Below are 18,777 nucleotides of genomic sequence, written 5' to 3'. Positions count from 1 at the left end.
CGACCTGAGAGCCCGTCAGCGGACCGGGGAGCCGGCGCCCTCCGCCACGACCTCCTGCACCGGCACGGTGTGGGTGGTCGCGGCGGCCGCCGCCGCGTACTCCACGACGGCCGGCCCGCGCCGGGCGCGGCGGCGCGCGAGGACGGCGAGGACGATCCCGGTGGCCGAGAAGATCGCCAGGGCCAGCGAGGCGGCCGCGAAGCCGCTCGCGAGCGCGTCCTCCGGCGACTCGCCGACCCCCTGGCGGGCCAGCCCGACGTTGCCGTAGATCCCGGCGGCGACGGCGGTCATCACCGCGCCGCCGACGTACCGGGCCATGTTCGAGATGCCGGACGCGGCGCCGACGTCGGCGGGGGAGACGCACGACGTCGAGACCGCGGAGGCGGGGCCGTTGGACAGCCCCAGCCCGACGGCGATCGCGAGGAGCGGCAGGACGAACGTCGCGTAGGTCCAGCTCGGCTGGACGAACACGAGCACGGCGAAGCCCGCCGTGAGGAGCAGGAACCCGGCGGAGATGATCGGCCGGGTGCCGAACCGCCCTGTCAGCGGCGTGATCGCGGGCGCGACGAGGATGACGAGCGCCGCCACCGGCAGCGAGGCCAGACCGGCCGCGAGGCTGGACATGCCGAGGCCGGCGGGGTCCTGGAAGTACAGGCTCATCAGCAGCCCCAGGGCGGCGATCGCGCCCGCGCCGATGAGGATCGCGAGCGTCGAGCCGACCAGGGCCAGGTTCCGCAGCAGCCGCAGGTCGACCAGCGGGGCGGTCACCCGACCCTCGACGACGACGAAGCCGACGGCGGCCGCCACCGAGACGACCAGGCACGACAGCGTCGGCACCGAGACCCAGCCCCAGTCGGCGCCCTTGGTCATGGCGAACACGAACGGCACGAGGATGCCCGCGATGAGGACGGTCCCCGCGACGTCGATCGAGCGGGGCCGGTTCGGGTCGGACGATTCCGCCACGGTGCGCAGGGTGAGCGGCACGCAGACGAGGGCGATGGCGGCGTCGATCCAGAACAGGCCCTGCCACCCGGTGGCCTCGTCGAGGAGACCGCCGACCAGCGGGCCGGCGGCGGCGCCGGCCGCGGCGGCGGCGCCCCACAGCGCGACCGCCCGCATCTGCTGCGCTCCGGACGAGGCGACCGAGAGCAGGCTCAGGCCGCACGCCAGGATCGTCGCGCCCGCGGCTCCCTGGATGACGCGCCCGACCACCACCATCGCGCCCGATCCGGCCAGGGCGATCAGTGCGCAGGACGCGATGAAGAGGGCCAGCCCGGCGAGGAACACCCGCCGGCGCCCCAGGATGTCCCCGAGCGCACCGGACGTGACGATCACCGCGGCGCCCACCAGCAGGTAGCCGGTGACGGCCCACTGGAGCAGCTCGATGGAGGTGTCGAGGTCCGCCGCGATCGACGGCAGCAGGATGCTCACGGCCGACGTGTTCGCGTTGACCACGAACGTCGAGACGCAGGCGACGGCGAGCACCCCACGCCCTGCGCGTCGTCCGCCCACGGGTGCGGGCCCGGATTCGGCTGGGCGCTCGGTCATGGGGGCACTCTCGCGCCGCGCGCGGGCGCGTTCCTCACCCGCAGGGGATGAGGTGCGTCAGGAAGCCCGGCGCAGGACCACGGTCAGCCGCCACACCGCGCCGACCACCCCGAGGCCGCCGAGCACGAGCAGCACGACGGTGCCCCACCCGTCGAGCGCGCCCTGGATCAGGACCGCGTGGCCGACGCCGAGCACCACGACGAGCGCGGCGAGGCTCCCGTGCAGGAACCGCCAGGTGGCCGGTGACCAGCGCAGGCGCCGCCGCAGCACCCCGAGCAGGGTCACGACGACGAGCAGCACGGTCGCGAACAGGGCCATGCGCGCCCGCGTGGGCCCGTCGGGCGACATCGAGAACAGGGCGTCGTCCGGGTCCTCCACGAACAGGGCGACGACGTGGAGGGCGACCAGGACCCCGACGATCCCGCCGAGGCGGACGTGGACCCCGACGCGGCGCCGGGTCAGCCAGGGCTGCACCGCGAGCGCGGCGACGGCGAGGCACGCCGCCAGCGTCGACACCACGAGCAGCACCGGTGCCCCGGCGAGGTGGGGACCCGCGAGGGCGAGGGCGACGAGGAACGCCCCGCCGAGCGCAGCCGCGGCCCCGACGACCCGGACCGCGCTCACGACGACGGCACCAGCGTGAGGTCGACGACGGCCAGGGTGTCCTCGGAGTCGACGACGTGGCGCTGGAAGACGGCGCGCCACGGGCCGCTCACGTCGTGGGCCACGTGGACGTTCGGCTCGCCGAACTGGGCGACGGCCGGGTCGGTGTCCACGCGGTACCGCCCGTCGGGGCCGGTGAGCACCGTCGTCCGGTTCTCGCGCTCGCTGCCCAGCGCCGTCTGCAGCCACACCTGCACGGGCACGCCGGGCAGTGGACGGCACGCCGTGTCGCGCACGATCCCGGTGATCACCAGGCCCCGGCCCAGCGGCACGTCGAGCGGCGCGTCGTCGTTGTAGTTGTTGCGCCCGCCGGGATTCGTCACGGTCGGGGCGCAGGTCGCGCCGGGCGGCGCGGCGATCAGGGCGGGCGGCGCGGCGATCGGGGCGGGGGCCCCCTCCGTGCTGCCGACGTTGCGGGCGCCGGTCCCCGAGGCGTCGGAGTTCCACAGCGCCGCGGCGATCATCGCGACCAGCAGCAGGACGGCCCCGACCGCCACGGGGTGCGGGCCGGTGCGGGTGGTGGGCACGGGTCCAGCCTGCCCTGCCCGGGTCGCGACGGCTCAGGCCGGGACGCGGGCCAGCACCACCGAGTTGACGACGTCGGTGTGGGGGTGCAGCACGGCCACCGGGTCGAGTCCGCCGAGATCGCCGCCGGCCACCTCGAGCACGGGGTAGAGCAGGCCGCGCAGCGAGTGGGCGCTGCGGGCGAGCACGAGGGCGCCGGGCCGCATGCGGGCGCGCACGTGGGCCAGGGCCGCGGCCTTGTCGCCGGGGTCGAGCCCGACGAGGGCGGCCACGCAGACGAGGTCGTAGTCGGCGAGGTCGCCGAGGTCCAGGACGTCGCCGGCGGCGACGCGCACGTCGTCACCGAGCGCCGCGGCGAGCCGGCCGCCGAGCTCCACCGCCTCCGGGTCGATGTCGACGGCGTCGACCCGGACGCCGTGGCGGGCGAGCAGCAGCGCCGAGAGCGGCAGCGGCCCCGAGCCGACGAACAGCGCCCGCCGCGGTGCGCGCGGGGCGTGCCCGGCGACGGCGTGGTACTCGATGCGGGTGAGGTCGCGGTAGTTCCGGAGGTACGGGAACGCCTCGAGCGCGGTGTGCGGGTCGTCCGCGGCGAGCACCCGGTGTGCCCAGGCGCGCTCGAGGGCGTACTCGCCGGTGGCACACCGGGCGCGCAGGTCGGGGAGGCGCTCGGTGAGCCGCGGGTCGGCGAGCACCGCGTCCACCTCCTGCGGCGCGCGCGGCGCGACGGCGAGCGCCACGAGCGCGGTGAACAGCGCGTCGGTGCGGGGGCCCGGCTCGAGCGAGGGCTCGGCGGCCAGGGCGTCGTGGAGGGCGAGGATGTCGGCGAGGAGGCCGGACGGGCTGTCGGGGCTGTGCTGTTCGTCGGGGCCGGCCGGGCCCTCGTGGCTGTCGTGGCTGCGGTCCGTGCCGCAGGCCCGCACCGCGAGGCGCGACGGCAGGTCGATCGACCGCTCGCTGCCGGGCCGGGCCGGGCCGCCCCCTGAGAACGGACGCGTCGCGGTCCGGGGGACCGGGCGGTCGAGCGGACTGCTCATGTCGATGTCCTCCACCGGGGCGGGCGGTCGTCGTCGGGCCGGCGTCCGAACGGACGCCAGCTCGGCTCCGTCCCTCTGGCACAATACTTAAGCGTGTGCGCACACGACAACGTGCAACGAGGTGGGCGATGGGCCGAGCTCCCGCCCGCCGAGCACGTCGACGTGGCTGTCGAGGGCCTGCGGATGCTGGCCGATCCCACCCGTCTGCGGATGTTGTGGCTGCTCTGCGGCGATGAGCTGGACGTCTCCACCCTCGCCGGCCGCTTGGGGGTGACCCGCCCGGCCGTGTCGCAGCACCTCGCCAAGCTCCGCCTGGCCGGCCTGATCACCCAGCGCCGTGCGGGACGTCACGTCCTCTCGCGTGCCCGTGATCACCACGTCGGAGAGCTCCTCGGGGTGCTCGTCCACGACGCCGAGCACCGCCGGTCGATGACGGGTCACCCGTTCGGTGGCCCGTAGGCTCCCGCGCCGTGGGGGGACCCGAGGGACCGCTGGGCGAGGTCGCCACCGCCCTGGCCGCGGGGCGGACGGCCGCGCAGGTGATCGACGCGCACGGGCGCCTGGCCTGGGTGTCGGAGCAGATGCTGATGCTCGCCGGCGCGGACGACGACACCGACGTCGGCTACGGCGAGCACGTCGACGAGGTGCTCGAGCGCCCGCTGTGGCGCGACCTCCTCACTCCCGAGGCCGCCGAGACCCTGCGCCGCGACCTGCACCCACGCCTCGACGACCAGTCCGGCCCCGCCGCGCCGCTGTGGGTGCTGTCGCTGGACCTGCAGGTCGGGGCCCGTCAGCGGTCGGTGGGCATGCTCGGGGTCGGCCTGCGCCACGCCGACGGCTCGCCGATGGGCGCCGCGCTGATCTACGCGCCGCTCCTCCCGGCCCGGGTGCTCGCCCTGGTCAGCGAGGGCGACGAGGCCATGTTCACGCGGATGGCCGACCTGTCGGAGCCGGCGAAGCGCCCGGCGGCCATCGTCTTCGCCGACGTCGACTCCTCCGGCCCGCTGTCCCGCCGCCTGCCGACGCCCGTCTACTTCGAGCTCATCCGCGGGATCACGACGGCGTTCGACGCGCTCGTCGCCCGGCACGGCGGCATCGTCGGCAAGCACGCCGGGGACGGGGCGAGCGCCTACTTCCTCGCCGAGGGCCACGGGTCGGACTCCGACGCGGCGTGCGCGGCGCTGCGGGTCGTGCAGAGCCTGCCGGGCGCGGTGGCCGAGGTCGTCGCCGACCTCGCCGAGACCGGCGTCGAGGTCGCCCGCGAGGACTGCCGGCTCAACGTCGGGGCGCACTGGGGCGCGGACCTGTTCATCGGTCAGGTCGTCACCGGCGGGCGCCTCGAGGTGACCGCGCTGGGCGACGAGGTCAACGAGTGCGCCCGCGCCGAGCAGGTGGCCACCGGCGGGCAGCGGCTGGTCTCGAAGACGCTCGTCGAGCGGCTGGACGAGGAGGCCGCGGCGGATCTCGGGCTGCGCCCGCGCAGCCTGACCTACCGCATGCTCTCCGAGCTCACCCGCGACGGCGGCGTGGCGGGCAAGGCGGAGCGCGACGCGGGATCGCTGGCGGTCCACGATCTCGGTTGAGCGGTCTACGGTCTGCGCCATGAGCGCGGACAAGTCGTCGTTGATCAGCGAAGAGGAGCGGCAGCGGCTGACGGCCGCCCGCGATCGGATCCGCGAGGAGTTCCTCGTCCCGACCGATCACCGTCCGCCGTCGACCGGCAAGGGCATCCACCACACGGCCCTGGTCTGCCGCGACGTGCGCACGACGGTGGAGTGGTACCAGAACGTGGCCGGCTTCCCGGTCACCGTGCTGTTCGAGAACCGCGACCTCGCGGGCTCGACGCACTTCTTCTTCGACGTCGGCAACGGCAACAACCTGGCCTTCTTCGACCTGCCCGGCGTCGACCCGAGCCCCTACGCCGAGGTGCTCGGCGGGCTGCACCACATCGCGATCTCGGTGCCCGGCAGCCAGTGGTACGGGATCAAGCGCCGCCTCGACGAGCGCGGGATCGAGTACATGGTCGAGTCCGACGTCTCGATCTACACGCACGACCCCGACGGCGCCCGCGTCGAGTTCATCATGGACCCGCTGGGCGAGATGTACGGCGAGGACACCCTCTGAGGCGCCTCCGGCGCACGTGAGCGTTCTGGGTCGCCGGGGCGACCCAGAACACTCACGTGGCGCGTCAGCGCCCTCGCCACTCCGGGGCGCGCTTCTCGGCGAAGGCGGCGGCGCCCTCGCGGGCGTCCTCGCTCTCCAGCACCGGGCCGAGGATCTCGCCCTGGCGGCGCCACATGTCCTCCGAGCTCCAGTCGGGGGACTCGACGATCACCTGCTTGCTCGCCCGCACCGCGAGCGGTCCGTTCGCCCCGATGCGCGCGGCGAGCTCGCGGGCGCCCTCGAGGGCCCTGCCGACGGGCGTGAGGTGGTTGACCAGCCCCCACCGGTGCGCGTCGGCCGCGCTCATCGGGTCGCCGGTGAGCGCGAGCTCCATGGCGACGGTGCGCGGGATGCGCGCGGGCAGGCGCATCAGGCCGCCGGCCGCGGCCGCGAGCCCGCGCTTGACCTCCGGGATCCCGAACGTCGCCTCCTCCGAGGCCACCACGAGGTCGCACGACAGCACGAGCTCGCACCCACCGGCCAGCGCAGGCCCCTCGACCGCGGCGATCAGCGGCTTCGACGGCGGGCGCTGGGTGATGCCGGCGAACCCGCGGTCGCCGACGTGCGGGCGCTCGCCCCGCAGGAAGGCCTTGAGGTCCATACCGGCGCTGAAGAACCCGCCGGCCCCGGTGAGGATGCCGGCGACGAGCGCGTCGTCGCCGTCGAGCTCGTCGAGCGCCGCGGCGATCCCCTCCGCGACCGCGGTGTTCACCGAGTTCCGCGCCTTCGGGCGGTCGATGGTGAGGATCAGCGTCGTGCCGTCGCGCTCGGTGCGCAGGACGGGCTCCTCGCCACCCGCGGGCGAGCTCACCGCGGCGGCATCCGGATCGCGCCGTCGAGCCGGATCGTCTCGCCATTGAGCATCGGGTTCTGCAGCATCGCGACCGCCATCTGCCCGTACTCGGCGGGGTCGCCGAGGCGGCGCGGGTTGGGCACCGACTCGCCGAGGGCCTTGCGGACGTCCTCCGAGAGCGTCGCGAACAGCGGGGTGTCGAACAGCCCCGGCGCGATGGTGTTGACGCGGACCAGCTTCGACGCGAGGTCGCGCGCGGCGCACAGCGTCATCGACACGACGCCGCCTTTCGAGGCCGAGTAGGCCATCTGCCCGATCTGGCCCTCGAACGCCGCCACGGAGGCGGTCATGATCATCGCGCCGCGCTCGCCGTTCACCGGCTCGGTGCGCGCGATCGCCGCGCCGCCGAGGCGCAGGGCGTTGAACGAGCCGAACAGGTTGACCCGGATGACCCGCTCGAAGGACTCCATGTCCCCCGGGTCGCCGTTCTTCTCGACGACGCGGGTGAGGCTGCCGATGCCCGCGCAGTGCACGAGCGCGCGGAACGGGCCGGCGGCCTCGGCCGCGGCGACCGCGGAGCCCAGCGCGTCGGCGTCGGTGACGTCGGCGGCGACGAACTCCCCGCCGAGGTCCGCGGCGACCTCCTTGCCCTTCGACGACGGGAGGTCGGCGACGACCACCCGCCCGCCCGCGGCGGTGATCGCCTGCGCGGTGGCCAGCCCGAGGCCGGACGCGCCGCCGGTGACGAGGGCCGAGACGCCCTGGAGATCCATGATCGGGTTCCTCCCGTGGTCGACGAGGTGCTCCCGCGCACCATAAACAGTCGGAACTGACTGTGTCACCGGGTGCGGGCGCGCGTGACCGCGGCCGCGGCGACCGCCACCGCGAGGGTGACCGCCGCCGCGGCGGCGATCGCGGCCGCCGCTGCGACGGTGTCGATCAGGACGCCGGACAGGGGCGAGGCGATCGCCGCGCCCGCCATGAGCGCGGAGCTGTGCAGCCCGATGGCGACGCCCCGCGCGCCGTCGGGGGCCAGGCGGCCCACGGTTTCGGTGGCCGACGCCAGCGCCGGCGCGCAGAAGGCGCCGGCCGGGATCAGCAGGAGCGTCACGGTCCACCAGGGCCCGCCCAGCGCGACCGGCAGCGACCCGAGCGCGAGCAGGGCCAGCAGCACCGCGGTCGGGGGCGGGCGCCGGGCCCCGCCGTAGATCCAGCCCCCGGTGAGCGACGCGGCGCACCACACGGCGTTGGCCAGCGCGAACCAGGCCGTCTCCCCGCGGGCGGTCAGGCCGGCGACGACGGCGAGCTCGGTGGCCGTGAGCATGAGGATCGCCGCCCCCGTCGAGGCCAGGGCGACGAGCATCGGGCCGCGCAGCCACGAGCGCACCGGGGGCGCCGTCCGGTCCTCGCCGGCGGTGCCCGGCAGGCGTAGTGGCGGGTTGAGCCGGGCCAGCGCGGCCGAGGCGAGGACGAACGCCCCGCCCACGGCCCACAGACCGGGACGGCCGGGCAGGGCGATCGCCACGAGGGTGCCGAGCGCCGGGCCCACCGCGTAGGCGACCTCGGTGGACATCGCGTCGAGGGCGAACGCGGGGCGCTGGTGCTCGTCGGGCACCGAGGCGGAGATGGACTGGCGCACCGCCGAGAACGCGGGCGGCATGAGCATCCCGGCCGCGAACGCGGTCGGGGCGAGCGTCGCCACCGGCAGCAGGGAGGCGACACCCCAGAACGCGGCCTGCGCGAGCCCGCAGACCAGCAGGACGGGACGCAGGCCGCGACGGTCCAGCAGCCGGCCCAGGAGCGGGGCCCCGAGCGCGATGCCGGCCGTCACCGACCCGCCGACCAGGCCCGCGGCGGCGAACCCGGCGTCGAGGCCCACCGCGACGTGCAGGGTGAGCACGACGGCGGTCGCGGTGGCCGGGATGCGGGCCGCGAACCCGACCGTCACCAAGGGCGTGAGACCCGGCAGGCGCAGCACCGCTCCGTAGGTGGCGACGCCGCCCCTCGTCGCCACCGTCATCGCCTCCATGGTGCCCGCCGTCTCGCGTCCTGTACCCCTGGCGGACCGTGACGTCTGGACGGCGAGGCGCACGGGCACACTGGCGACCATGAGCGAGGCACCCGTCCTTCCCACCGCCACGTACGCCGTCACCGGCGCGACCGGTCACCTCGGCCGCCTCGCCGTCGACGCCCTGCTGCGCCACGGCGTCCCGGCCCGCAACGTCTTCGCGCTCGTGCGGGACACCGCCAGGGCCGAGGAGCTGGCCGCTCTCGGCGTCGGCGTCCGCGAGGCCGACTACGACCGTCCGGAGACGCTCGACGCCGCCCTCGAGGGCATCGAGCGCCTGCTGCTCGTCTCCAGCCCCACGGTCGGCGAGCGCCTCACCCAGCACGGCAACGTCATCCGGGCCGCGGACGCCGCCGACGTCGGCTTCGTCGTCTACACGAGCGTGCTCCGCGCCGACGAGACCGAGCTCGCGCTGGCGCCCGAGCACGCCGGCACCGAGGACGTCCTCCAGGCCTCCGGCCTGCCCTTCGCGGTGGCCCGCAACGGCTGGTACGTCGAGATCTACACCGGCCGCCTCGACCAGTACCTCGAGCGCGGCGAGATCGTCGGCGCCGCGGGCGACGGGCGCGTCTCGGCCGCCACGCGCGCCGACTACGCCGAGGCCGCGGTCTCGCTGCTCACCGGCGACATCGCCGATCAGCAGGGCTACTGGGAGCTCGGCGGGCCGGCGTTCTCCATGACCGAGCTCGCCGAGGCGATCACCGAGACCACCGGCACGAAGGTCGTCTACCGCGACGTCCCGGCCGAGGAGTACACCGATATCCTGCGCGCGGCCGGCATGGACGAGGGCACGGCGGGCTTCGTGACGTCCCTCGAGCTCTCGACCGCACGCGGCGAGCTGGAGACCGACAGCCCGGCGCTCGAGAACCTGCTGGGGCGCGCACCGACCTCGCTCGTCGACGCGATCCGTGCGGCGCGCGCGTAGGCCCGCGCGGTAGGAATGCCGCATGGAGACCTTCCACGGGCGTGACGAGCTCGTCGCCTCACTGGGCCGCGAGCTCGGGCCGGGGGAGTGGCTGGAGATCGGCCAGGACCGCATCGACGGCTTCGCCGAGGTCACCGGCGACCACCAGTGGATCCACGTCGACGCCGACCGGTCCGCCACCGGGCCGTACGGCGCGACGGTCGCGCACGGTTTCCTGACGCTCTCGCTCCTCCCGCTGCTGCTCGACGGCCTGCGCCGCGTCGAGGGCACGCGGATGGGCCTGAACTACGGGCTCGAGCGCGTGCGCTTCCCGAACGTCGTGCGGTCCGGGACGCGGGTGCGGGCGCGCTCGACGCTCGTCGACGCCACCGACGTCGGCGACGACGGGCTGCAGCTGGTCACCCGCGTGACCATCGAGGTCGAGGGCTCGACCAAGCCGGCCTGCGTCGCCGACCTGGTCACCCGCGCGTACTTCTGACCCGCGCCGCACCGACCTACACCGACCCACGCCGCACCGATCGGGTCGGTCGCGACCCGCACGGGCGTGTCTGGACTCGGGTTCGGGTATCTGACGACCACACGGAGTCGCGTCGTGGCGACTCCGCGCGAGGAGGTGGTCGTGATGGACGCCCCCAGATCGACGTCGACGACGCGGCGTCCCGAGGCCGGCCCTGCCGGTGCATTCCTCCCCTTCCCGGCCTGGTGGCTCACGGTCACCGATCTCGGACGTGCGTCGGTCGAGACCGCCGCGTGGCACGCGGTCCGGCACGTCCTGCCCGGCAGCGGCCGCGGCAACGGCCAGCCCGTGCTCGTGCTGCCCGGGTTCCTCACCAGCGATCTCGCCACGGGCGCGCTGCGGGCGCACCTGCGCAACCGCGGCTTCCACACCCACCGGTGGACCCTCGGCCTCAACCAGGGTTTCACCGACACGATCCTCGACGGGCTGCTCGCGCGCTTCGACGAGCTCCACGCCCGCCACGGGCGCCCGATCGCGATCGTGGGCTGGAGCCTCGGCGGGCTCATGGCCCGCTGGCTCGCGCACGTCCGCCCGGACGCCGTCGAGCGCATCGTCTGCCTCGGGTCCCCGTGGCGCGCGGAGGCCGAGGAGAACCGGGTGACCGCCGCGTTCCGCCTCGCCGAGCAGCACTGGGGCTTCTCGGACCGCACGGGCGAGGTCGTCGACCTGGTCCGGCGCCCGGTGCCCGTGCGCTCGGTGGCGATCTACTCGACGTGGGACGGCCTCCTGCACGGCGACGGCTGCCGGCTGGACGACGACGAGCTCTGCGAGAACGTGGTCGTCCCGAGCAGCCACTGCGGGCTCACCCACAACCCGGCGGCACTCGTCGCGGTGGTCGACCGCCTCGAGGTTCGCCTCGAGGACTGGCGCCCGTTCGCGTGGGGGCACGCGCTCTCGACAGGCGTCGTCGGGCGTCGTCGGGGCCGCCGCCAGGCCCCGGATCCGACGGTCGCCGCCGCCGCCTGAACCAAGCCGGTTGCCCACGACCGGTCCGTCGCAGACGCCTCGGCGCGCGAGACGTGGATTACAGCGCCACGCTCGCCGCCGAGGTGTACGACGGTCGGTAGGAGGTGGTCATCAATGGCTGATGTCTCCCGGCTGCCGTGGGCGATCAACGACCACTGGGACTGGCAGCTCCACGCCGCGTGCCGCGGCATGAACTCCGAGGTCTTCTTCCATCCCGACGGCGAACGCGACCCCCGGCGCAGCCAACGCGTCGCGGCGGCCGCGAGCATCTGCGCGGGCTGCCCGGTGCGCGAACCCTGCCGTGACTGGGCCCGGCGGGTCGAGGAGCCGTACGGCGTCTGGGGCGGGGAGAGCGAGCAGGAGCGGCGCGAGCACCTCGCCCGTGCCCGTCACCACGATCGCTCCGCCTGAACGAACTCCCGCGAGCGACCCGTGGAAAGGTGGGAGCCATGGACGCGCCGGCGGCGTGGGCCCGGGGTCGCCTCCCGGAGGGTGACGGACGTGTGGTGTCGCTCGACGTGAACGGGGCCGCGCTCGACTGCGTCGTGCCGACCGGCGACGGCGAGCCCGAGGGCGCGACGGCCTTCGGGCTGCTCGCGGCGTCGTTGTCGTCGTGCACCGCGATGTCGGTGCGCACGTTCCTGCAGCGCCACGACGTCGAGGCGTGCGACGTGGAGGTCGACGTCGCGCTCGAGGCCGGCCACCCGCCGACGGTGCACCGGCGCGTCGGTCTGGTCGCCGACCTCGACCAGGACCTGCGCACCCAGCTCGCCGCGGTGGTCGACTCCACCCCGGTCACCGTCCTGCTCCAGGACGCACTGGTGATCGTCACGCGCCTGGACGTGGGGCCCGAGCCACGGGGATGACCGGCCCCCTCGCGGCCCCCCTACGTGAGTGATGTTCCCGGCTATGGCCGTGAACATCACTCACGGGTCAGGGGTGCACGGGGTCGGGCCGGGGTCGAGCATCGGCTCCGGGTCGTCGGGCAGGGCGACGGTGCGCCGGGGGCCGGCGCGGTGCCCGAGGAACGCGGCCCGGTTCGCATGGCCCATCAGCAGCGGGAGCAGCTCCCGGGCCGTGACGACGCCGTACCAGCCGGCGTGGGCGGGCGCCTCGCCGAACGCGGTGACCGCGTCGGGGCGCACCGTCGGGCCGGCGACGACGAGCGGGGTCGGGTCGCCGGTGTGCAGCACCCCGCCGGTGGACGGGGTGGCGTGGTCGCCGGTGACCGCGACGACCGCGCGATCGGCCCGGTCGAGCAGGCCGGCGAGCCCGCGATCGGCGGCCTCGAGGACGTCGAGCTTCGCCCGCGGCCGCTTCGTGTGCCCGGCGTCGTCGGTGGCCTTGATGTGGACGTGGACGAAGCGCGCGCCGGCGTCGATCAGCTCGTCCGTCGCGGCCAGGCGAGCTCGGAGATCCGCCGTCACGTCCTCGCCGGGCCGCAGGTGCCGGGACGCCATCCCGAGCACGGAGGCGAGGCCCCGGTAGAGCCCGGTGCTGGTCACCGCGGCGCCGGCGACGCCGTTGTGCTCCGTGAACGACGGGACCGCCGACCGCGCGCCCGACCACTTCGTCGTGAGCACCTCCAGCGTCGGGAGACCGCGGTCGGCGCGGGCGCGGTTGACGGGGTGGGCGCGCAGGGCGGCGCGGGCGTCGCGCAGCAGCGCCTCCAGGGCCGCGGCCGTCGGGGCGGCCTCGGGGGCCTCGGGCCCGTCGGACAGGGGCAGCACCCGCAGCCACGGGTGGCGGTCCTCGAAGAACGGGTCCGAGTCGGTGACGGCGCCGCTCGCGTGGCCGGTGAGCGCCAGCAGCGCCTCGCCGCGACGGGGGAGCGGGGTGAGCTGCGCGTCGTGCCGCCGGGCGAGCCCGGTCAGGTCGTCGAGCAGCCGCGCCGCGTCGTCGGTGTCGTCGGGCCCGACCCGCCCGGTGATCCAGACCCGGCCTGCCTCGTCGGTCTGCGCCGTCCGCAGCGCCGCGTGGGTGACCGCGACCCCGGCCGGCACGTCGACGCCCGCGCCGAGGGCCTCCAGCACCGCGCGGCCGGGGAACGGCACGTCGGCGAACCCGAACATCGCCCAGTGCGCGAGCTCGGACGACGGCGCGCGACCCCAGCCGAAGGGCAGGTGCCAGCCGGACGCCCCGCGGGCCGCCAGCGCATCGAGGACGGGCGTGTCCGCGGCCTCGGAGGGCGTGCGCCCGCCGAGCTCGGGCACCGGGCGGTCGCCCAGCCCGTCGAGGACGACGAGCACCAAGGGCAGCCGGTCGTCGTCGAGACGCGGCTGGGTCTCGCCGTACCCGGGCGACCTCACGGTCGCGCCGCCAGGAGCTCCCGCAGCACCGGCACCGTCGACGGGAGCGCCATCGCCTCCCACGTCCCGTCGGCGAAGCCGTCGCGGATCGCGGCGGCGTCGAGCTTGGTCGCGGGATCGCCGTCGACCACCGTCACCGCGTAGCCGCCGTCGGCGAGCCGGCCCGCCTTGTCCTTCTCCCACGCCGAGAAGGCGCGCACGAAGTGGCGGGCCCCGAGCGGGACGTACTCCGGCCACAGCTGCGGGCGGGTGAGGTCGAACGGCACGACGGAGGCGCGGTCGGCCAGCCCCGCCCCGGCGAGGGCCGCGCGCAGCAGCCGCAGGCGCTCGAAGTAGGTGAACGGGTTGGCCGCGTCGGTGTGACGGTGCGTCGACGTCTCTGCCTCGTGGCGGGCCCCGGAGTCGGGGTTGGTGACGGCGACGACGAGGTGGTCGTGCTCGGCGAGCGCCAGCGCGAACAGCTCGAGGTGCTGGTGGTGGACCGGCTGGAAGCGTCCGGTGACCGCGGCCAGACCGCGGGGGCGGAGTCTCATCGCCCTCGCCGGAGCAGCCCGCGCGCGATCGCGTTGCGCTGGATCTCCACCGTGCCCGCAGGGATCTTCAGGTTGCGGGCGAGGCGGAAGAGCTTCTCCTCCGGCGAGCCGAGCCGCAGGCCGGTGCCGCCGTGCACCTGGACGGCGCGGTCGGCGACGCGGAAGAACGCCTCGTCGTTGATCACCTTGACCAGACTCATGAGACGCGGCGCATCGGCGTGCAGCGGGATCCCGAAGGCGCCGCCGGGCATCGCGTCGAGCTCGGTCTGCGCCTGCAGCGACGCCGCCCGCGCCGCGTACACGTCGGCGTCCATGTCGGCGAGCATGTGCTGCACCGCCTGAAGCTCGGCGATCGGCCGCCCGCCCGAGGTCCGCTCCCGGGCGCGGTCGATCGCCCGCGCCAGCAGCCACTCGCCCCAGCCCGCGCACATCCCGCCCCGGCAGAGGCGTCGCCAGTTGATCCAGGCCATGGCCAGCGCGAACCCGTCGCCCACCTCGCCGACGACGTTCTCGGCCGGCACCCGCACGCCGTCGAGGTGCAGCTCGCCGGTGAGGCCGTCGTCGAGCATCGTCGGGATGTCGCGTCCGCGGGAGAACCCGCGGGCGCTCGCGTCGACGAGGAACATCGACAGCGACCGGGTGCCGGCGCCGGGCTCGGTGACCGCGGTGACCTGGACGACGTCGGCGAAGTGGGCGTTGGTGATCCAGGCCTTGGTGCCGTCGAGGATCCAGTCCGAGCCGTCGCGGCGCGCATGGGTCTCCATCGCCAGGACGTCGGTGCCGACGGAGATCTCGGTGTTGGCGAACGCCGCGGTGATCTCGCCGGCCAGCAGCGGCTCGAGCCACCGTTCGCGGGCGGCGTCGGAGCAGTGCTCGATCGCCGGGTTGGCGCCCTCGGTCCAGCCCAGCGCCGCCAGCCCCAGCCCGAGACCCGAGTGCCGGTAGACGAACTCCTCGACGTGCTGCATCTCGGCCCGGGTGAAGCCGCCACCGCTCGGCACGTGCGGGTTGTAGAGCCCGGCCGCGGCCGAGCGGCGCTGGACCTCCCGGCGCGCCTCCCAGACGGCGGGGTGCATGCGGCCGGCCTCGTCGAGGCGTGGGTTCCAGGGCGAGCCGACGTCCCGGCGGGCGAGGTCGGCCTCCAGGGGCTCGACCTCCGCGGCGAGGAAGGCGGCGAACCGCGTGGTGTAGTCGGCGACGCGGTCGGTGGCGCCGGCGGGGGAGATCGTCACGGTCATGCCCTACGGCCGGTGGGGGTGCCGCGTCAACCGTCCTAGGGTCGGGGCATGCCGCTGCTGTCCGCCGGGTCCTCGGTCCTGCTCGTCGTCGACCTGCAGGAACGCCTGATGCCGGCCATCAGCGCGGGGGCGGAGGTGGTGCAGAACGCCGCCCGCCTCGTCCACGGCGCCGGCCTGACCGGCGTCGACGTCCACGCCACCGAGCAGAACCCGGCGGGCCTCGGCCCCACCGTCGGCGAGATCGCCGACCTGCTGCCCCGTCCCGCGCAGCCGAAGACGTCCTTCGCCGCGAACGTCGACCCCGGCCCGGGGACGATCGTCGTCGCGGGCTGCGAGGCCCACGTGTGCGTGCTGCAGACCGTGCTCGCCCTGCGCGCCGCCGGACGGGACGTCGCCGTCGTCGCCGACGCCGTCGGCAGCCGCGCCCCGGCGAACCACGGCCGGGCCCTCGAACGCATGCGCGCGCACGGCGTCGACGTCGTCACCACCGAGATGGTGCTGTTCGAGTGGCTGCACGACAGCGACCACGCCGCCTTCCGCGACGTCCAGAAGCTGATCCGCTGAGTCAGGCGCCGGGGGAGCGGACGACGAGCAGGAGCGTGTCGTCGTCGCGGTGCCCGTCGGTGTGCACGTCGACGGCCGCCAGGACGGCGTCCGCGACGGCGTCGGCGTGGGCCCCGGCCGGCAGCGCCTCGAGGGCCTGACGCAGCCGGTCCTCCCCGAACTGCTCCCGCCTGCCCGCCGCGCGGGCCTCGGTGACCCCGTCGGTGTGGAGCACGAGCGCCGCGCCCGGCGGCAGCGTGATCGTCTGGCTGGCGACGTCGGCCTCGGCGCGGATACCGAGCACGCGCCCGCCGCCGTCGAGCTCGGTGACCTCACCCCCGGGATGCCAGACGACCCCCGGCGGGTGCCCGGCGGCGGCGAGCTGGACGGTCAGTCCCGCGGGCTCGGGGGCGTCGTGGTCGGTGATCTGGGCGTAGACGGCGGTGACGAAGCTCCGCGCGGTGTCGAACCAGTCGTGCAGGACGCCGTTGACGGCGGTGAGCACGAGGGCCGGGTCGGGCTCGCTGTGCCCGAGGGCGCGGGCCGTGGAGCGGGCCAGCGCCGTGGTGCGGGCGGCGTCGGCGCCGTGCCCGCAGACGTCGCCGACGACGACGCCCCAGCCCGTGGGCGTGGCGAACACGTCGTAGAAGTCGCCGAGGACCTCGCCGCTGTACGAGTGCCCGTCGGTGGGGCCCCGGTGCCGCGCGGCGATCTCCATGCCGGGGACGCGCGGGGGGTGCTGGGGCGTCAGGGACTGCTGCAGCGTCTCGGCGAGCTCGACCGCGGCACCCGCCTGCCGGCGGGCGGCGTTGGCGAGGGCGTCGGCGCGCTCGGCGCGGTCGTAGGCCCGGCGGGCGTCCCGGTCGGAGGCGCGGGCGGCGCGGTCGGAGACCAACAGCCGGTGGGCGAGCTCGTCGGCCGAGCGCTGCGAGACGTCGAGGTCGGCGCGCAGGGCCATCTCGTCCCCGGCCGCCCGGGCGATCCCGGCGAGCCGGCGGACCTGCTCGTCGGTCCAGGGTCGCGCGTGGGTGTCGACGACCGTGAGCGAGCCGAGCACGGCGCCGTCCGTGTCGCGGATCGGGAATCCCGCCCACGCGCGGATGCCGACGGCGAGCACGGCGCCGGACTCCCCGTCGCGGGAGGCGCCGTCGGCGTCGGGGACGACGACGGGGCGCTGCGCGTCGGCGACGAGCCGGCAGAGGGTCTCGGCGACCGGCACCTCCCGGTCGATCGCGTCCGCGCCGGGGGCCGCGTGCCACACCCGGACGCCGTCGTCATCGAGGCGGCTCACCAGGGCGATCGGGGCGGCCGCGACGTCGCAGGCCAGCTCGGTCAGGCGGTCGAACGGCTCCGCCGGGTCGGGCGGCGGGGTCGGGACGGGGGATCGGTGCTCTTCGACGTCACCACTCACCTTCTCCACCTCCCTGACGCGGCTCGGCTGCCTGACGACGGCTTGAGTGCCTGACGACCTCGCTGTGCGCGACCGACGCGACCGATTTACCCACGACGGTCGCGCACAATCATTCCAGGCGCCGGCCCTTCCCGTCGCCCGAGGCGACGCCTCGGCGCGGCGTTGCTCCCTGCGGCTCAGCGCCGGTACGCAGCTGCCGGATGGGAGTCCGCGACCCGGGGGCCCGCCCCGCCGAGGACCTCGCGCAGCGTCCCGGTCGCCGGGGTGGCGGGCATCCGTCCGCGGCGCCGCAGCTCGGGCACGACGAGCTCCGCGACGTCGACGAACGTGCCCGGCGTGACCGCGTAGGCGAGGTTGAAGCCGTCGGCGCCGGTCTCGTCGACCCAGCGCTCCATCTCGTCGGCGACCTCGCCCGGCGAGCCCACCGCCACCGGACCGCGGCCCCCGACGGCGAGGTGCGCTGTGACCTCGGCGAGCGTCCACTCCCGGTCCGGGTCGTCGCTGGTGAACGACGCGAGCGCGGAGCGGCCCGCATCGGTCTCGACGTGGCGCAGGGGCTCGTGCGGGTCGACGCCGGACAGGTCGAGGCCCGTCCAGCCGCCGAAGAGCGCGAGCGCGCCCTCGGTGGAGGCCACCGCGAGGTACTCCTCGTACTGCGCCCGCGCCTGCTCCGAGGTCTCGGCCACCACCGGCGCGAGCTGCACGAACACCGTCACCGACTCCGGGTCGCGGCCGGCCTCCGCCGCCGCGGCGCGGATGCCGGCCACCGACTTCGCCACCACCGTCGTCGACGGCCCCGAGACGAACACCGCCTCGGCGTGCCGCCCGGCGAACGCCAGGCCCCGCGGCGACGCGCCGGCCTGGAAGATCGCCGGGGTGCGCTGTGCCGAGGGCTCGCAGAGGAACGGGCCCGGCACGTCGAACCAGGTGCCGTGGTGGCCGATGTCGTGGACCTTCGCCGGGTCGGTGTAGACCCCGCGCTCGGCGTCGCGCACGACGGCGTCGTCGTCCCAGGAGCCCTCCCAGAGCTTGTAGCAGACCTCCAGGTACTCCTCGGCCATCTCGTAGCGCTGGTCGTGGGCCAGCTGGTCGCCCAGCCCGAGGTTCGCCGCCGCGCTCGCCAGGTAGCCGGTGACGACGTTCCAGGCCACGCGGCCCTTCGTCAGGTGGTCGAGCGTCGTGAAGCGGCGGGCCAGGGCGTAGGGGTGCTCGTAGCTCACCGACACCGTGATGCCGAACCCCAGCCGCGACGTCGCCGCGGCCATCGCCGGAACGGGCAGCATCGGATCGCCGAGCGGGACCTGGGTGCCGGCGCGCAGCGCGCCGTCCCGCGAGCCGCCGTAGACGTCGTAGATCCCCAGCACGTCGGCCAGGAACAGCGCGTCGAACCCGGCGTCCTCGAGCACCCGGGCGAGGCCCACCCAGTGCTCGACGTCGGTGTAGCGGAACCCCTCGTCGCGCGGGTGGCGCCACAGCCCCGCCGACTGGTGGCCGGCGCAGTTCATGGCGAACGCGTTGAGGTGGATGCGGCGGGACACGTG

General features: G+C 75.4%; 21 protein-coding genes. 9 read left to right on the top strand and 12 right to left on the bottom strand.

Translation table 11 applies throughout. The annotated features are described in order from the left end of the window. Positions 1 to 15: 15 nt before the first annotated feature. Genes OG774_RS07610 through OG774_RS07595 form a run of 4 tightly spaced genes read right to left on the bottom strand, consistent with a single transcriptional unit; the run spans position 16 to position 3,770 of the window. Positions 16 to 1,548 (bottom strand): MFS transporter, encoded by a 1,533-nt coding sequence (locus OG774_RS07610; protein WP_328308186.1) that lies wholly within the window; start codon positions 1,546 to 1,548, stop codon positions 16 to 18. Between the two features lie 57 nt (positions 1,549 to 1,605). Next, entirely contained in the window at positions 1,606 to 2,172 is a 567-nt protein-coding gene (locus OG774_RS07605; RefSeq protein ID WP_328308184.1) for a ferric reductase-like transmembrane domain-containing protein, read from the bottom strand. Beyond that, the gene (locus OG774_RS07600) at positions 2,169 to 2,738 is read right to left on the bottom strand and encodes a hypothetical protein (RefSeq protein WP_328308182.1); all 570 of its coding nucleotides are present in this window, start codon (positions 2,736 to 2,738) and stop codon (positions 2,169 to 2,171) included. Before OG774_RS07600 ends, OG774_RS07605 begins: the two co-directional genes overlap by 4 nt. A gap of 33 nt (positions 2,739 to 2,771) precedes the next feature. Then, on the bottom strand, positions 2,772 to 3,770 hold the full coding sequence (locus OG774_RS07595; RefSeq protein WP_328308180.1) for a nicotianamine synthase family protein: 999 nt from the start codon (positions 3,768 to 3,770) through the stop codon (positions 2,772 to 2,774). 93 nt (positions 3,771 to 3,863) lie between these two features. Here OG774_RS07595 and OG774_RS07590 point away from each other — a divergent pair, with 93 nt between their 5' ends. From OG774_RS07590 to OG774_RS07580, 3 genes are read left to right on the top strand one after another with little or no spacing between them, the layout of a single operon-like run. Continuing rightward, positions 3,864 to 4,229, top strand: coding sequence for an ArsR/SmtB family transcription factor (locus OG774_RS07590; protein ID WP_328308178.1), 366 nt, complete (start codon positions 3,864 to 3,866; stop codon positions 4,227 to 4,229). Positions 4,230 to 4,240: 11 nt separating this feature from the next. Continuing rightward, entirely contained in the window at positions 4,241 to 5,353 is a 1,113-nt protein-coding gene (locus OG774_RS07585) for an adenylate/guanylate cyclase domain-containing protein (RefSeq protein WP_328308176.1), read from the top strand. A 19-nt stretch (positions 5,354 to 5,372) separates the two neighbouring features. Continuing rightward, positions 5,373 to 5,894 (top strand): VOC family protein, encoded by a 522-nt coding sequence (locus tag OG774_RS07580; protein WP_328308174.1) that lies wholly within the window; start codon positions 5,373 to 5,375, stop codon positions 5,892 to 5,894. Between the two features lie 64 nt (positions 5,895 to 5,958). Here the strand turns inward: OG774_RS07580 and OG774_RS07575 are convergent, their stop codons facing one another. From OG774_RS07575 to OG774_RS07565, 3 genes are all read right to left on the bottom strand, one after another. Further along, the gene (locus OG774_RS07575) at positions 5,959 to 6,744 is read right to left on the bottom strand and encodes a crotonase/enoyl-CoA hydratase family protein (protein ID WP_328308172.1); all 786 of its coding nucleotides are present in this window, start codon (positions 6,742 to 6,744) and stop codon (positions 5,959 to 5,961) included. Further along, positions 6,741 to 7,499, bottom strand: coding sequence for an SDR family NAD(P)-dependent oxidoreductase (locus OG774_RS07570; protein ID WP_328308170.1), 759 nt, complete (start codon positions 7,497 to 7,499; stop codon positions 6,741 to 6,743). The genes OG774_RS07575 and OG774_RS07570 overlap by 4 nt, the downstream gene beginning before the upstream one ends. A gap of 65 nt (positions 7,500 to 7,564) precedes the next feature. Next, entirely contained in the window at positions 7,565 to 8,746 is a 1,182-nt protein-coding gene (locus OG774_RS07565; RefSeq protein WP_328308168.1) for an MFS transporter, read from the bottom strand. Positions 8,747 to 8,834: 88 nt separating this feature from the next. Between OG774_RS07565 and OG774_RS07560 the strand changes: the two genes are divergently transcribed. The 5 genes from OG774_RS07560 (at position 8,835) to OG774_RS07540 (ending at position 12,068) form a co-directional block, all read left to right on the top strand. Beyond that, entirely contained in the window at positions 8,835 to 9,719 is an 885-nt protein-coding gene (locus OG774_RS07560) for an SDR family oxidoreductase (protein WP_328308166.1), read from the top strand. Between the two features lie 22 nt (positions 9,720 to 9,741). Next, complete coding sequence (locus OG774_RS07555; protein ID WP_274195263.1) at positions 9,742 to 10,197, top strand: MaoC family dehydratase; 456 nt, start codon at positions 9,742 to 9,744, stop codon at positions 10,195 to 10,197. A 144-nt stretch (positions 10,198 to 10,341) separates the two neighbouring features. After that, complete coding sequence (locus OG774_RS07550; RefSeq protein ID WP_328308163.1) at positions 10,342 to 11,202, top strand: esterase/lipase family protein; 861 nt, start codon at positions 10,342 to 10,344, stop codon at positions 11,200 to 11,202. Positions 11,203 to 11,316: 114 nt separating this feature from the next. Beyond that, positions 11,317 to 11,613 (top strand): WhiB family transcriptional regulator, encoded by a 297-nt coding sequence (locus OG774_RS07545; RefSeq protein ID WP_328308161.1) that lies wholly within the window; start codon positions 11,317 to 11,319, stop codon positions 11,611 to 11,613. Between the two features lie 38 nt (positions 11,614 to 11,651). Continuing rightward, positions 11,652 to 12,068 carry an OsmC family protein gene (locus OG774_RS07540; RefSeq protein WP_328308159.1) on the top strand — a complete coding sequence of 139 codons (417 nt, stop codon included), beginning with the start codon at positions 11,652 to 11,654 and terminating at the stop codon, positions 12,066 to 12,068. A 60-nt stretch (positions 12,069 to 12,128) separates the two neighbouring features. On the opposite strand, the gene OG774_RS07535 is transcribed toward OG774_RS07540, so the two are convergent. Genes OG774_RS07535 through OG774_RS07525 form a run of 3 tightly spaced genes read right to left on the bottom strand, consistent with a single transcriptional unit; the run spans position 12,129 to position 15,276 of the window. Then, the gene (locus OG774_RS07535) at positions 12,129 to 13,511 is read right to left on the bottom strand and encodes an alkaline phosphatase family protein (RefSeq protein ID WP_328308158.1); all 1,383 of its coding nucleotides are present in this window, start codon (positions 13,509 to 13,511) and stop codon (positions 12,129 to 12,131) included. Beyond that, complete coding sequence (locus OG774_RS07530) at positions 13,508 to 14,044, bottom strand: adenylyltransferase/cytidyltransferase family protein (protein ID WP_328308157.1); 537 nt, start codon at positions 14,042 to 14,044, stop codon at positions 13,508 to 13,510. The genes OG774_RS07535 and OG774_RS07530 overlap by 4 nt, the downstream gene beginning before the upstream one ends. Next, a complete protein-coding gene (locus OG774_RS07525) occupies positions 14,041 to 15,276 on the bottom strand; it encodes an acyl-CoA dehydrogenase family protein (RefSeq protein ID WP_328308156.1) in 1,236 nt (411 codons plus the stop codon). The genes OG774_RS07530 and OG774_RS07525 overlap by 4 nt, the downstream gene beginning before the upstream one ends. Before the next feature lie 54 nt (positions 15,277 to 15,330). On the opposite strand from OG774_RS07525, the gene OG774_RS07520 reads away from it, so the two are divergent. Then, a complete protein-coding gene (locus OG774_RS07520) occupies positions 15,331 to 15,846 on the top strand; it encodes an isochorismatase family protein (RefSeq protein WP_328308155.1) in 516 nt (171 codons plus the stop codon). A gap of 1 nt (position 15,847) precedes the next feature. Here OG774_RS07520 and OG774_RS07515 read toward each other — a convergent pair whose 3' ends face one another. Continuing rightward, the gene (locus OG774_RS07515; protein WP_328308154.1) at positions 15,848 to 17,236 is read right to left on the bottom strand and encodes a PP2C family protein-serine/threonine phosphatase; all 1,389 of its coding nucleotides are present in this window, start codon (positions 17,234 to 17,236) and stop codon (positions 15,848 to 15,850) included. Between the two features lie 176 nt (positions 17,237 to 17,412). Next, complete coding sequence (locus tag OG774_RS07510; RefSeq protein WP_328308153.1) at positions 17,413 to 18,774, bottom strand: LLM class flavin-dependent oxidoreductase; 1,362 nt, start codon at positions 18,772 to 18,774, stop codon at positions 17,413 to 17,415. Between the last annotated feature and the right edge of the window lie 3 nt (positions 18,775 to 18,777).

The sequence above is a fragment of the Actinomycetospora sp. NBC_00405 genome, from assembly GCF_036044095.1.
Classification (GTDB): domain Bacteria; phylum Actinomycetota; class Actinomycetes; order Mycobacteriales; family Pseudonocardiaceae; genus Actinomycetospora; species Actinomycetospora callitridis.
The sequence above is the reverse complement of the archived record's forward strand: the minus strand, read 5'-3'. Positions and strand labels throughout refer to the sequence as shown.